This window comes from Streptomyces sp. NPDC111520, assembly GCF_055635295.1.
This window is the reverse complement of sequence record NZ_JBVKBW010000005.1, coordinates 84,573-98,027: the sequence shown is the minus strand read 5'-3', so window position 1 is coordinate 98,027 and position 13,455 is coordinate 84,573. Positions and strand designations below refer to the sequence as shown.

Annotated in this window: 11 protein-coding genes; 2 read left to right on the top strand and 9 right to left on the bottom strand. The window is 71.7% G+C overall.

Annotated features, from left to right (window positions below; all coding sequences use genetic code 11):
* The first annotated feature begins 23 nt into the window (after positions 1-23).
* The gene (locus ACZ7MY_RS12730; protein WP_499601989.1) at positions 24-1,127 is read left to right on the top strand and encodes a glycerate kinase; all 1,104 of its coding nucleotides are present in this window, start codon (positions 24-26) and stop codon (positions 1,125-1,127) included.
* A gap of 64 nt (positions 1,128-1,191) precedes the next feature.
* On the opposite strand, the gene pssA is transcribed toward ACZ7MY_RS12730, so the two are convergent.
* From pssA to ACZ7MY_RS12690, 8 genes are all read right to left on the bottom strand, one after another.
* Complete coding sequence (pssA, locus tag ACZ7MY_RS12725) at positions 1,192-2,043, bottom strand: CDP-diacylglycerol--serine O-phosphatidyltransferase (protein WP_499601402.1); 852 nt, start codon at positions 2,041-2,043, stop codon at positions 1,192-1,194.
* Positions 2,030-2,686, bottom strand: coding sequence for a phosphatidylserine decarboxylase (locus tag ACZ7MY_RS12720; protein ID WP_499601401.1), 657 nt, complete (start codon positions 2,684-2,686; stop codon positions 2,030-2,032). Before ACZ7MY_RS12720 ends, pssA begins: the two co-directional genes overlap by 14 nt.
* A 171-nt stretch (positions 2,687-2,857) precedes the next feature.
* Positions 2,858-4,069: an acyl-CoA dehydrogenase family protein gene (locus ACZ7MY_RS12715; protein ID WP_499601400.1), complete on the bottom strand. Its 1,212-nt coding sequence runs from the start codon at positions 4,067-4,069 to the stop codon at positions 2,858-2,860.
* A gap of 12 nt (positions 4,070-4,081) precedes the next feature.
* Positions 4,082-4,642: a MaoC family dehydratase gene (locus tag ACZ7MY_RS12710; protein WP_499601399.1), complete on the bottom strand. Its 561-nt coding sequence runs from the start codon at positions 4,640-4,642 to the stop codon at positions 4,082-4,084.
* Positions 4,643-4,697: 55 nt separating this feature from the next.
* Positions 4,698-6,710, bottom strand: a complete 2,013-nt coding sequence (locus ACZ7MY_RS12705) for a protein meaA (protein ID WP_499601398.1) — start codon at positions 6,708-6,710, stop codon at positions 4,698-4,700.
* 14 nt (positions 6,711-6,724) lie between these two features.
* The gene (ccrA, locus tag ACZ7MY_RS12700) at positions 6,725-8,062 is read right to left on the bottom strand and encodes a crotonyl-CoA carboxylase/reductase (RefSeq protein ID WP_499601397.1); all 1,338 of its coding nucleotides are present in this window, start codon (positions 8,060-8,062) and stop codon (positions 6,725-6,727) included.
* Positions 8,063-8,459: 397 nt separating this feature from the next.
* The gene (locus ACZ7MY_RS12695; protein WP_499601396.1) at positions 8,460-9,218 is read right to left on the bottom strand and encodes a TetR/AcrR family transcriptional regulator; all 759 of its coding nucleotides are present in this window, start codon (positions 9,216-9,218) and stop codon (positions 8,460-8,462) included.
* Between the two features lie 124 nt (positions 9,219-9,342).
* Complete coding sequence (locus tag ACZ7MY_RS12690) at positions 9,343-11,130, bottom strand: 3-hydroxyacyl-CoA dehydrogenase family protein (protein WP_499601394.1); 1,788 nt, start codon at positions 11,128-11,130, stop codon at positions 9,343-9,345.
* Between the two features lie 321 nt (positions 11,131-11,451).
* Between ACZ7MY_RS12690 and ACZ7MY_RS12685 the strand changes: the two genes are divergently transcribed.
* Entirely contained in the window at positions 11,452-12,948 is a 1,497-nt protein-coding gene (locus ACZ7MY_RS12685; protein WP_499601393.1) for a HEAT repeat domain-containing protein, read from the top strand.
* Here the strand turns inward: ACZ7MY_RS12685 and ACZ7MY_RS12680 are convergent.
* Positions 12,914-13,429: a GNAT family N-acetyltransferase gene (locus ACZ7MY_RS12680; RefSeq protein ID WP_499601392.1), complete on the bottom strand. Its 516-nt coding sequence runs from the start codon at positions 13,427-13,429 to the stop codon at positions 12,914-12,916. The two genes, ACZ7MY_RS12685 and ACZ7MY_RS12680, sit on opposite strands and share 35 nt — an antisense overlap.
* Between the last annotated feature and the right edge of the window lie 26 nt (positions 13,430-13,455).

The window sequence follows — 13,455 nt, the reverse complement described above, 5'->3', positions numbered from 1 at the left end:
TGACGGACGCACGGCCAGTGCGGGTGCTCATAGCAGCGGACAAGTTCAAGGGTTCGCTCACCGCCGTCGAGGTGGCGGAGCGGCTCGGGTCGGGACTGCGGCGGGCCGTCCCCGGTCTCGTCGTCGAGTCCGTGCCGGTGGCCGACGGCGGGGACGGCACGGTGGACGCCGCCGTCGCCGCGGGCTTCGAACGGAGGCTGGTGGAGGTCACCGGCCCGCTGGGGGAGACGGTCACCGCCGCGTACGCGCTGCGCGGGGGCACCGCCGTGGTGGAGATGGCCGAGGCCTCGGGGCTCCGGCACCTGCCGCCGGAGGTCTTCGCTCCGCTGACGGCGACCACGCGCGGTACCGGTGAACTGCTGGGGGCGGCGCTCGACGCGGGGGCCCGGTCCATCGTGCTCGGCGTCGGCGGCAGCGCGACCAACGACGGTGGCGCGGGCATGCTCGTCGCGCTCGGCGCCCGCCTGCTGGACGGCCGCGGCGAACCGGTCGGCCCGGGTGGTGCGGCGCTCGCCGGGCTGGCCTCGGCGGACCTGTCCGGGCTCGACCCCCGGCTCGCCGCGACCGAGGTCGTCCTCGCCAGCGACGTCGACAACCCGCTGCTCGGCCCCAAGGGCGCGGCCGCCGTCTACGGCCCCCAGAAGGGCGCCACACCGGAGGACGTCGCGACGCTGGACGCGGCCCTGGCCCACTACGCGGAGGTGCTGGGGGCCGGTGCGGCCGCCGAGGCCCCGGGCGCGGGTGCGGCCGGCGGGGTCGGCTTCGGCGCGCTGGTGGGGCTGCGCGCCTCCTTCCGGCCCGGCGTCCAGGTGCTCCTGGACATGCTCGGCTTCGCGGCGGCCCTGGAGCGGGCCGACCTGGTGATCACCGGTGAGGGTTCGCTGGACGAGCAGACCCTGCACGGCAAGGCCCCGGCCGGTGTGGCCGCCGCCGCCCGCGCCCGGGACGTGGACGTGGTCGCCGTCTGCGGCCGTCTCACGCTGTCCGGGGAAGCCCTGGGCGCGGCCGGCATCCGGCGGGCGTACGCCCTGACCGACCTCGAGCCGGACCCGGCGCGCTGCATGGCCGAGGCCGGGCCGCTGCTGGAACGCCTCGCCGAGGACATCGCGCGCGACCTCCCGGCCTGACCCGGCGAACGCCAGGGGCCCCGAGCCTTCCCGGCTCGGGGCCCCTGGCACGTACCTGGTACGGCTACGGAAGCTGCGCCGTACGCGCCTCACGGCGGTTGTTGCGGATCGTGTTGACCCGGCGGGTCGTCGCGAACAGCGGGATCACCGCCGCGGCGCAGATCTGCAGGGCCGCGCCCGTCTGCAGCAACACGTCACCGCCGGGGACGGCGAACGCCCAGCAGACCAGGCAGCCCATGCTCAGCACGATCCAGGCGAGCGTGATCGTCGCGAGCCGGCCACGCGGCTTCGGGTACTCGACCCGGCTGACCATCAGCCACGCCACACCGACGATGGCCAGCACCGTCGGGATGAAGGGAAGCTCCAGCAGCACGACCGAGATGACCGTCATGGCCCCGAAGGGGCTCGGCATGCCCTGGAAGATCCCCTCCCGCACCGTCGTGCAGGAGAAGCGGGCCAGGCGCAGGACGACCGCCAGCAGCACCACGACCGCCGCCACGGCCGACAGCTTGCCGTAGGCGTCGTCCGAGATCAGGCCCCAGACGACCACGAAGTAGGCGGGGGCCAGGCCGAAGCTGATCAGGTCGGAGAGGTTGTCCAGCTCCGCACCCATCGCCGAGCTGCGCAGCTTGCGCGCCACCAGCCCGTCGAAGAGGTCGAAGACCGAGGCCATGAGCATCAGCAGCACGGCCGTGGCGGCGCTGTGCCGCGTCATGCCGCCGTCGGTGTTGCCCATCAGGTGCGGGACGAGCACCCCGGTGGTGGTGAAGTACACCGCCATGAACCCGCAGATCGCGTTGCCGAGGGTCAGGCCGTCCGCTATCGACAGGCGCGTCGACAGCGGCATGTCATCGTCGTCGTCCTCGTCCACCGAGGCGACCCACGGTGCCTGGGTGTCGGGATCAATCACGGTCAAGGCGCGTCACCCCAGCCACGGTGGTCTGGCCGACCTCGACGGCGGGCTCGACGCCCTCCGGCAGGTAGATGTCCACACGGGAGCCGAAGCGGATCAGACCGATGCGCTCGCCCTGCTCCACCTTGGTGCCCTGCGGCACGTAGGGAACGATGCGGCGCGCCACGGCTCCGGCGATCTGCACCATCTCGATGTCGCCGAGCTCGGTGTCGAAGTGCCAGACGACGCGCTCGTTGTTCTCGCTCTCCTTGTTGAACGCCGGAACGAATCCACCGGGGACGTGCTCCACGGACGTGACCGTGCCGGCCAGCGGCGCGCGGTTCACGTGGACGTTCAGCGGGCTCATGAAGATCGCGACGCGGGTGCGCCCGTCCTTCCACGGCATGATGCTCTGCACCACGCCGTCGGCCGGCGAGATGACGCGGCCCTGGGCGATCTCGCGCTCGGGGTCGCGGAAGAACCACAGCATGCCCGCCGCGAGGGCGGTGGTGGGGACGGCCACGGCCGCCCAGCGCCCGGAGCGGCGGGCGCGGACCAGACTGACCGCCGCGGTGGCCACGGTCGGGAGGAGCCACGGCGACGCTCCGCGCGCGAGGCGTACGCCGGCCCGGCTGTCGCGTTGTGCAGAGGAATGGCTGTGGGGCATGGAAGACCTTCGTAGCGGAGGGTGCCGCAAAGATGGTGCTGGGGACGGCGGCTTTCCGTGAATGGTATCGGGAGTCACCGGCAACTGGGCAAGCCAGCAGTCGAGTCAGTGGCCGGTATTTGATGACTGGGTGTGACCTTTGGCTCGCACAAAGTGTCACAACCCAGACATTCACCCCTGGATCCGGTACTCCTCGAGCAGCCGGCGACCAATGATCATTTTCTGGATCTCGGCGGTGCCCTCGCCGATGAGCAGCATGGGTGCCTCGCGGTACAGGCGCTCGATCTCGTACTCCTTGGAGAAGCCGTAGCCGCCGTGGATGCGGAAGGAGTCCTCCACGACCTCCTTGCAGTACTCCGAGGCCAGGTACTTCGCCATGCCGGCCTCGAGGTCGTTGCGCTGGCCGGAATCCTTCTTGCGGGCCGCGTTCACCATCAGCGCGTGGGCCGCCTCGACCTTGGTGGCCATCTCGGAGAGCTTGAACTGGATCGCCTGGTGCTGCGCGATCGGCTTGCCGAAGGTCTGCCGCTGCTGGGCGTACGCGATCCCCAGTTCGAAGGCCCGCTGTGCGACACCGCAGCCCCGGGCGGCCACGTTGACCCGGCCGACCTCGACGCCGTCCATCATTTGGTAAAAACCGCGGCCGCTCTGACCGCCCAGGACGCGATTTGACGGAATCTTCACATCTTCGAGGATGAGTTCGGTCGTGTCGACGCCCTTGTACCCCATCTTCTCGATCTTGCCGGGCACGGTGAGGCCCTTCACCTTCGGGTTCGGGCCGAAGCCGGGCTCCTTCTCGATGAGGAAGGTCGTCATGGACTTGTGCGGGGCCGCGCCCTCCGGCTGACCCTCGTCGGTCCGGCACAGCACCGCGACGAGGTTGGACGTGCCGCCGTTGGTCAGCCACATCTTCTGGCCGTTGATGACGTAGTCGTCGCCGTCCCGGACCGCCTTGGTGCGGATCGCGGAGACGTCGGAGCCCAGGCCCGGCTCGGACATCGAGAAGGCGCCGCGTACCTCGCCGGTGGCCATCCGGGGCAGGAAGTGGTCCTTCTGCTCCTGGGTGCCGTGCTGCTTGAGCATGTAGGCGACGATGAAGTGCGTGTTGATGATGCCCGACACGCTCATCCAGCCGCGGGCGATCTCCTCGACCGTCAGGGCGTACGTGAGCAGGGACTCGCCGAGGCCGCCGTACTCCTCGGGGATCATCAGCCCGAAGATGCCGAGTTCCTTGAGGCCCTCGACGATGTCGGTCGGGTACTCGTCCTTGTGCTCCAGCTCGTTGGCGACCGGGATGATCTCCTTGTCGACGAAGCTGCGGACGGTGGAGAGGATCTCCTGCTGGACGTCGGTCAGCCCGTCGGTCTGCGCGAGGCGGCTCATGTCTGCTGTCTCCTAGGCGTTCAGCTCGGGGCCAGGGGTATCGCCCCGCAGGGGCGCCGATTGAGGGTGGTGGGGGGAGACGGGCGGGCGGCCGGGCTGCTCGCCGCCGCGCTCCTTGACGTAGGTGGCGGTGGGGACCATCACCTTGCGGCGGAAGACGCACACCAGGGTGCCGTCCTGCTTGTAGCCCTTGGTCTCCACCTGGACGATCCCGCGGTCGTCCTTCGACTTCGACGGCCACTTGTCCAGCACGGTCGTCTCGCCGTAGATGGTGTCGCCGTGGAAGGTCGGCGCCACGTGCTTGAGCGACTCGACCTCCAGGTTGGCGATCGCCTTGCCGGACACGTCCGGCACCGACATGCCGAGCAGCAGGGAGTAGACGTAGTTCCCCACGACCACGTTCTTCCCGAAGTCGGTGGTCCGCTCGGCGTAGTTCGCGTCCATGTGGAGCGGGTGGTGGTTCATGGTCAGGAGGCAGAAGAGGTGGTCGTCGTACTCGGTGACCGTCTTCCCGGGCCAGTGCTTGTAGACGGCGCCGACCTCGAACTCTTCATACGTACGGCCGAACTGCATCTCTGCTACGCCTCCGGTGTGTCGAACGTGTTCGTACGGGTGTTCGCCGCGGGGGTCATGCGGCGACCTCCAGCGGGTCCAGCTTGTTGGCCCTGCGGATCTCGTCCACGATCCTGCCGATGATCTCGGTGATCCCGAAGTCCTTCGGCGTGAACACGGCCGCGACGCCGGACTCGACCAGCTTGGCGGCGTCCGCCGGCGGGATGATGCCGCCGGCGATGACCGGCACGTCGTCCACCCCCGCCCTGCGGAGCCGGTCCAGCACGTCCGGCACCAGCTCGGCGTGCGAGCCGGAGAGTATCGACAGGCCCACGCAGTGGACGTCCTCGGCGACCGCCGCCGAGACGATCTGCTCCGGCGTCAGCCGGATGCCCTGGTAGACCACTTCGAAGCCCGCGTCGCGCGCCCGTACGGCGATCTGCTCGGCGCCGTTGGAGTGACCGTCCAGCCCCGGCTTGCCCACGAGCAGCCGCAGCTTCCCGGCGCCCAGTTCCCGGGCGGTCAGCGCCACCTTGCGGCGGACCTCGGCCATCGGGGTGCCCGGCTCGGCGGTGACCGCGACGGGGGCGCTGCTCACGCCCGTGGGGGCGCGGAACTCGCCGAACACGTCGCGCAGCGCCCAGGACCACTCGCCGGTGGTGACGCCCGCCCGGGCGCACTCCACGGTGGCCTCCATGAGGTTGCCGGTGCCGGCGGCCGCGGCCTTGAGGGCCTCCAGCGACCGCTGCGCCCGTACCTCGTCCCGGTTGTCGCGCCAGTCGTGGAGGGCGGCGACGACCCGCGCCTCGTTCTCCGGGTCGACGGTCATGATGGCGCCGTCGAGGTCGGAGGTGAGGGGGCTGGGCTCGGTGCCCTCGTAGCAGTTGACGCCGATGATCTTCTCCTCGCCGGACTCGATCCGCGACCGGCGCTCGGCGTGCGAGGAGACCAGCTGCGACTTCAGGTAGCCGGACTCCACGGCGGCCATGGCGCCGCCCATCTCCTGGATGTGCTCGATCTCGGCGAGGGACCGCTCGACGAGTTCGCCGACCTTCGCCTCGACGACGTGGCTGCCGTCGAAGATGTCGCCGTACTCCAGCAGGTCGCTCTCGTGGGCCAGCACCTGCTGGATGCGCAGGGACCACTGCTGGTCCCAGGGGCGCGGCAGGCCCAGCGCCTCGTTCCAGGCGGGCAGCTGCACGGCGCGGGCCCGGGCGTCCTTGGAGAGCGTCACGGCCAGCATCTCCAGCACGATCCGCTGGACGTTGTTCTCCGGTTGCGCCTCCGTCAGGCCGAGCGAGTTGACCTGCACCCCGTACCGGAAGCGGCGCTGCTTGGGGTCCTCGATGCCGTAGCGGTCACGGGTGATCCCGTCCCAGATGCGGGTGAAGGCCCGCATCTTGCACATCTCCTCGACGAAGCGGACGCCCGCGTTGACGAAGAAGGAGATGCGCGCGACGACGTCGCCCATCCGCTCCTGCGGCACCTGGCCGGAGTCGCGGACCGCGTCGAGGACGGCGATCGCGGTGGACATCGCGTAGGCGATCTCCTGCACCGGTGTGGCCCCGGCCTCCTGCAGGTGGTAGCTGCAGATGTTGATCGGGTTCCACTTGGGGAGGTGGTTGACCGTGTACGCGATCATGTCGGTCGTCAGCCGGAGCGAAGGGCCGGGCGGGAAGACGTACGTCCCGCGCGACAGGTACTCCTTGACGATGTCGTTCTGCGTCGTCCCCTGGAGCCTGGTGACGTCGGCGCCCTGCTCCTCGGCGACCACCTGGTAGAGCGCGAGCAGCCACATGGCGCTGGCGTTGATGGTCATGGAGGTGTTCATCTCCTCCAGGGGGATGTCCTGGAAGAGCCGGCGCATGTCGCCGAGGTGGGCGACCGGGACCCCGACCCGGCCCACCTCGCCGCGGGCCAGGACGTGGTCGGGGTCGTACCCGGTCTGCGTCGGGAGGTCGAACGCGACCGACAGGCCCGTCTGGCCCTTGGCGAGGTTGCGCCGGTACAGGGCGTTGGACGCCTCGGCGGTGGAGTGCCCCGCGTACGTCCGCATCAGCCACGGACGATCCTTCTGACGCTGGTTCATGGTCCCTCCCGGTCTCAGACGTTCCGGAAGCGGTTGATGGCGTCGATGTGCCGGGCCCGCAGCTCCTCGTCGCGGACGCCGAGGCCCTCCTCGGGGGCGAGCGCCAGCACGCCGACCTTGCCCTGGTGCACGTTGCGGTGCACGTCGTGGGCGGCCTGGCCGGTGTCCTCCAGGCGGTACGTCTTCGACAGCGTGGGGTGGATCCTGCCCTTGGCGATCAGCCGGTTGGCTTCCCAGGCCTCGCGGTAGTTCGCGAAGTGCGAGCCGACGATGCGCTTGAGCGACATCCACAGGTAGCGGTTGTCGTACTCGTGGTTGTAGCCCGAGGTCGACGCGCAGGTGACGATCGTGCCGCCCTTGCGGGTGACGTAGACCGAGGCGCCGAAGGTCTCCCGGCCCGGATGCTCGAAGACGATGTCCACGTCCTCGCCGTCGGTCAGCTCGCGGATGCGCTTGCCGAAGCGCTTCCACTCCTTCGGGTCCTGGGTGTGCTCGTCCTTCCAGAACCGGTAGTCCTCGGCCGTGCGGTCGATGATGGCCTCGGCGCCCATGCGGCGGCAGATCTCCGCCTTCTGCGGCGAGGACACCACGCAGATCGGGGTGGCGCCGCCGGCCAGCGCGAACTGGGTGGCGTAGCTGCCGAGGCCGCCGCTGGCGCCCCAGATCAGCACGTTGTCGCCCTGCTTCATGCCGGCGCCGTTGCGGGAGACCAGCTGGCGGTAGGCGGTGGAGTTCACCAGGCCCGGGGCCGCGGCCTCCTCCCAGCTCAGGTGCCTGGGCTTGGGCATCAGCTGGTTGGACTTGACCAGGGCTATCTCGGCGAGGCCGCCGAAGTTGGTCTCGAAGCCCCAGATGCGCTGCTCGGGGTCGAGCATCGTGTCGTTGTGGCCGTCCGCGGACTCCAGTTCGACGGACAGGCAGTGCGCGACGACCTCGTCGCCCGGCTTCCAGAGGTTCACGCCGGGGCCGGTGCGCAGCACCACGCCCGCCAGGTCGGAGCCGATGACGTGGTACGGCAGGTCGTGGCGCTTGGTCAGCGGGGAGAGCCTGCCGTAGCGCTCCAGGAAACCGAAGGTGGACACCGGCTCGAAGATCGAGGTCCACACCGAGTTGTAGTTGACCGAGCTGGCCATGACGGCCACCAGGGCCTCGCCCGGGCCGAGCTCGGGCACGGGCACCTCTTCCAGGTGCAGCGACTTGCGCGGGTCCTTCGCGCGGCTGTCCACGCCCTCGAACATGCCGGCCTCGTCCTTGTGGACGGTGACGGCGCGGTACGACTCGGGGAGCGGCAGCGCGGCGAAGTCCGCGGCCGTGCTTTCGGACGCCATGATGGCGTCGAGGATGTCCTTCACGGTGATGCCTCCGGCGAAGCGCGACGTAGGGACGCTTGAGGGAACGTCGGGGGGTTGCTGAGGGTGGTGCCGTCGGTTCGGCGGTGGTGCTTCGGTCCGTGGCGGTCGCACGGATGGAGCGGGAGCGCGTGGTGGCGCTGTGAATGCCTGTGACGCAGGCGTCCGGGCCTCGGGGACAGACGGCGTGCGACGGATCCCAGCACGCCGCCCGCCCGGACTGCTCTCACGGTATGGCACCGCGTGCCACCCTGCAAGACACTGCGTGCCAACAATTTTTCTCAGATGGCACCACGGCTTCACGTTTGAGCAACACGCGAAGGCGCCCCCGGCAAGAGGGCCTGGGGGCGCCAATGGGATGCCGGGGGCGCGGGAGGGCGCCGGGGGCGCGAACGGGCGGCTACGCGCCCTTCAGGGCTTTTTCGATCGTCCGCATGACCTCGGCCGGCGAGGCGTCCGTGCGGGCCACGGCCACGATGACCTCGCCCTGCTCGGAGGCGAGGATCGGGGTGGGGGAGGGGCGCCGGCCGATGCCGGTGCCGAAGGTCTGCTTGATCACCTCGAAGGCGTGGTCGAGCTGCGACTCGACGTCGCCCTTGCCGCCGGCGCGCAGCCAGCGCCGCAGCACGTGGTTGTGGGCGGCGACGACGGCGGACGCGGCGACCTCGGCCAGCAGGGGGTCGTCGTCCCCGTCGTGGTGGGCGCCCTCGTCGAAGTGGCCCAGCAGGTAGCGGGTGAACAACCGCTCGTAGCGGGCCACCGAGGCGATCTCGCGCTCCCGCAGGATGGGGATCTCGCGGGTCAGCCGGTAGCGCTCCACCGAGACCTCGGGAGCCTCCGCGTACATCCGCAGCACCTCGGTGATGCCGCGGCACACCGTGTCGAGCGGGTGCTCGTGCGGTTCGGCCGAGTCCAGCACCTGCCCCACGCGCACCAGGGTGTCGTCGTGGTCGGGGAAGATCGCCTCTTCCTTGGAGCGGAAGTGCCGGAAGAACGTCCTCCGCGCGACCCCGGCGGCCGCGGCGATCTCGTCGACCGTGGTCGCCTCGTACCCCTGGCTCGCGAAGAGGTGCATCGCCGCGGCGGCCAGTTCCTGGCGGACACGATGGCGCTGGGCGGTGGTGGAGGACGCACGGGCGGGCTTCACGGGCTGGGGCATACCGCGAACGTACTGCATTCCCGTGGAAGCGTGGGCCGGGCCCGGTTTCCGGAGGCGGTGGGGCGGCCCCAGCAGGCCGCCCCAGCCGCCGGGACCGTCCCGGCCGTCCCAGCCGCCCGTGTGATCAGCGGCGGGCATACTCGCGGAAGCCGCGGCCCGTCTTGCGGCCGAGGCAGCCCGCGGACACCAGGTGCTCGAGCAGCGGCGCCGGCGCCAGGCCCGGGTCGCGGAACTCCCTGTGCAGCACCTGCTCGATCGCGAGCGAGACGTCCAGCCCGACGACGTCGAGCAGTTCGAAGGGCCCCATGGGGTAGCCGCCGCCGAGCTTCATCGCCGAGTCGATGTCCTCGACCGTCGCGTAGTGCTCCTGGACCATCTTCACGGCGTTGTTGAGGTACGGGAACAGCAGCGCGTTGACGATGAAGCCGGCCCGGTCGCCGCAGTCCACGGGGTGCTTCCCGATCCGGCCGCAGACCTCGTGGACGGTGGCGTGCACGTCCTCGGCGGTCAGCACGGTGCGGACCACCTCGACCAGCTTCATGGCGGGGGCCGGGTTGAAGAAGTGCATGCCGACGACGTCCCGCGGACGCGTGGTCGCCGTCGCGACCGCCACCACGGGAAGCGAGGACGTCGTCGTGGCCAGCACCGCGTCCGGCTTGCAGACCTTGTCCAGGGTCGCGAAGAGCTGCTGCTTGACGGGCAGGTCCTCGGCGACCGCCTCGACGGCCAGGTCCACGTCGGCGAAGGCGTCCAGCGAGCCCGCAGCGGTCACCCGCGCCAGGGCGGCGTCACGCTGCTCCTGGCTGAGCCGGCCCTTGGCGACCGAGCGGTCCAGCGACTTGGCGAGCGCCGCGACGGCCCTGTCCGCCTTCTCCTGGCCGCGTGCGGCCAGGACGACCTCGTACCCGGCCTTGGCGAAGACCTCGGCGATGCCGGTGGCCATCGTGCCCGAGCCCGCGACGCCCACGCTGCGCACGGGACGCCCGCCGCTCGCGCCGCCGGCCGCGGCCGGCGTCTCGGCGTCCGCGACGACCGTCGCGCTGCCGGGGGCCTCGTAGCTGTAGAAACCGCGCCCGGCCTTGCGGCCCTTGAGGCCGGCGGCGGTGAGCTGCTTCAGGATGGGCGCGGGGGCGTGCAGCCGGTCGCGCGAGGCCTCGTACATCGCCTCCAGGACGGTCTGGGCGGTGTCGATGCCGATCAGGTCCAGCAGGGCGAGCGGGCCCATGGGCAGGCCGCAGCCCAGCCGCATCGCCGCGTCGATGTCCTCGCGGGTGGCGTAGCGCGCCTCGTACATGGCCGCGGCCTGGTTGAGGTAGCCGAAGAGCAGCCCGTCGGCGATGAAGCCCGGGCGGTCGCCGACCGCCACCGGCTCCTTGCCGAACGAGCGGACCAGTCCGGTCACGGCGTCCGTGGTCTCGGGGGAGGTCAGCACGGTGGAGACCACCTCGACCAGCTTCATGGCCGGGGCGGGGGCGAAGAAGTGCAGGCCGAGGACGCGGTCCGGGCGGGAGGTGTGGGAGGCCAGCTGGGTCACCGACAGCGCGTTGGTGCCGGTCGCGAGGATGGCGCCGGGCTTCACGATGGCGTCGAGCGCCGTGAGGACCTCGCGCTTGATCTCGAAGTGCTCGGTGACGACCTCGATCACCAGGTCGGCGTCGGCCGCCGCCTGCAGGTCGGGGAAGGTGCGGAAACGGGTCAGGATGTCGCCGCGTTCGGACTCCGTGATCCGCTCGCGCTGCACGGCGCGGGCGGTGGAGGCCTCCAGGGCGGCGACGGCGCGGTGCGCGGCCGCGTCGTCGATCTCGATGCCGATCACTTCGTGGCCGGCCCGGGCGACGACCTCGGCGATGCCGGTGCCCATGGTGCCGAGACCGATGATGGCGACGGTGGGGAAGGGTCGTGGACGGTCCATCGCGGAACTCCGAATGCTGAGGATCCGCGCCGTGCGTCTCTGCTGCGCAGGCGCGGGGCGGGAGAGTCGAGGAGCCGCGGGGGTGCGTACGCGTGCGTGTGCGTACCCGCGTGAGAACCGGCGAGCCCTGTCCCGGGGCTGCGCCGCGATGGTGCCGAACCGACAACGGCCGCACAAGCGGCTGCGTCACCAGGCCGCCACGTGCGTTGGTTAGAGGGTAACCGGTGAGTAACCTCGGCGCCAGCCCTCCCGCCCATGTGATTTACGCCGCCCACAGATGAGCGCGCCATTAGGGTGAGCGCACGGGGGAGAGGGGGAACCGTGGAACGGGTGCAGGGGGGCGCCGGTCACCCGGCGCGGCGCGCGGCCCGGCTGTACGGGGCCGTAAGGGCCGGGGAGACGGACGTCGCGCGGCTGCGCGGGCGCGGCGAACCGCGCCGTGTCCTGGGCCTGCTGGAGTTCGCCGCCCAGGGGCGCCGCGAGGAACGCGGTTCCTATCTTCGGCGGCTCGCCGCCTCCCCTGACGTCGCCGCCATGGTGCGGCCCTGGCTGGGGCCCACGGAACGGGCGCGCCTCGACGTCGCGGGCGGGCAGGTTGCCGCCGTCCCGCCTTTGCTGGTCGTGCTTCCCCGCGGCACGGAGGAGGAGCGCCGCTACGCCCTGGAAGCGCTGGCGGTGCAGCGCCCCCTGGAGGCGACGGGCCCGCTCTTCGGCCTGCTCGCCGTACTCGCCCCCGAGGAGCCGCCGTGGTACTCGGGGCTGATCGAGGACACCGTCAGCCGCATCGTCATCGGCCGGCACCTGCCCTCGTGGCGCCGGCCGTCCGGGACCGAGCCCGCACTGCCCGCCGTCTGCGTGCCCATGCTGCTGCGCCAGGCCAGTCAGGCGGCGCCCCGCGTCAGGCGGCCGGCCCTGACGCTGCTCGGGTGCGACCGGGACCCGGCGCACCTGGAGCTGTTCGTCGCGGCGGCGGGTGACCCCGACCAAGGGGTGGCCTCGGCGGCGCTCGTCGCCCTGGGCCGGCTGGACGATCCCGCGGCCCGGGACCGGCTCGCCGCCGTCCTCACCGAGCCGTCGCGCTCCCTGGAGGAGCGGGAGATCGCCGCCGTGATGCTCGGCCGGGCCGGCGACCGGAGGGCGTTCGAGACCCTGGTGCTGCTCCTGAACCACCGTGACGGCATCCGCAACGTCACGGCGGCCGAAGCCCTCGCCCGGCTCGGCGACCCCCGGACCGCACGCGCCGCCGCCGCGCTCGCCACGAACCGGCTGCGGATCGCCTACGCCCTGGCCGCCGTGCGCCTGCTGGGGCGGTTGCGGGCGCCGGAGTCGCTGCCCGCGCTCACGTCCACCCTCGCCTGGCTCCTGGACGAGGGTCGGACGTCCTGCCAGGCGGCCGCCGGCTGCGTCGAGGAACTGGGACGGCTCGGGGACGCGCGGGCGGTGCCGGTGCTGACCCGGGCCGCCGGTGATCCCCGCCTGCGCGCCGCGGCCGTCGACTCCCTCGGCAGGATCGGGGGCCCGGAGGCGCTCTCCACGCTACTTGCGGCGGCGGCGGCGGCGTCGGACGGGGACGGGGAGGTGCGCGCCGCCGCGGCGCGCGGCCTGGCCCGCTCCGGGGCCGAGCCCCGCGCGACCGCAGCCCTCGTCGGGCTGTTGGCGCCGCCCTATCCCCGGCGGATCGTCCGCGCCCTGGTGCGGTCCGGCGACCCGATGGCGGCGGAGGTGCTGGCCATGGCGCGGGACGAGGCACCGAGTGCCGCGACGCGCCGTCTCGCCGGGCGCTTCAGGCCAGATCCGTCGCGTACCGCAGTTCCTTGAGCGGGACGCCGTCGTACATCTCGATCTGGTCGCTGCCGTCCGGCGCGAGCCCGGATCGCTCGTAGAAGCGCAGCGCCTGTGCGTTGTCCGCGAGCACCCACAGCCGCAGGCTGCGGAAGCCGCGTTCGTGCGCGCGGGCGCGGACGGCGTCCATGAGCGCGCGGCCGGTGCCCCGGCCGGTCCGGTCGGGGTGCACGTAGATCGCGTACAGCTCGCCGGTCACGGCGTCGTCAGGCTCGCCCCGGTACGGGCCGAGCGCGGCCCAGCCGGTCACCTCGTCGCCGTCCGTGGCGACCAGGTTGTCCACCCGGCTGCCGCCCGCGTCGAACCACTCCTTGCGGCGTTCCGCCTCCGCCGCGACGTCCATCGCGTCCAGGTACGAATGCGGCACGATGCCCGCGTAGGCCGCCTGCCAGCCCCGGACGCGGACCGCCGCCACGGCGTCGATGTCGTCACGGGTCATCACCCTCACAACCGTCATGGCCGCGACGTTAAGGGGGGCCGGGC

Excerpts from the sequence above, each read along its gene's own strand:
- ACZ7MY_RS12720 (WP_499601401.1), bottom strand. The coding sequence starts at position 2,686 with ATGCCCCACAGCCATTCCTCTGCACAACGCGACAGCCGGGCCGGCGTA.
- ACZ7MY_RS12715 (WP_499601400.1), bottom strand. The coding sequence starts at position 4,069 with ATGAGCCGCCTCGCGCAGACCGACGGGCTGACCGACGTCCAGCAGGAG.
- ACZ7MY_RS12710 (WP_499601399.1), bottom strand. The coding sequence starts at position 4,642 with ATGCAGTTCGGCCGTACGTATGAAGAGTTCGAGGTCGGCGCCGTCTAC.
- ACZ7MY_RS12705 (WP_499601398.1), bottom strand. The coding sequence starts at position 6,710 with ATGAACCAGCGTCAGAAGGATCGTCCGTGGCTGATGCGGACGTACGCG.
- ACZ7MY_RS12695 (WP_499601396.1), bottom strand. The coding sequence starts at position 9,218 with ATGCCCCAGCCCGTGAAGCCCGCCCGTGCGTCCTCCACCACCGCCCAG.
- ACZ7MY_RS12690 (WP_499601394.1), bottom strand. The coding sequence starts at position 11,130 with ATGGACCGTCCACGACCCTTCCCCACCGTCGCCATCATCGGTCTCGGC.
- ACZ7MY_RS12680 (WP_499601392.1), bottom strand. The coding sequence starts at position 13,429 with ATGACGGTTGTGAGGGTGATGACCCGTGACGACATCGACGCCGTGGCG.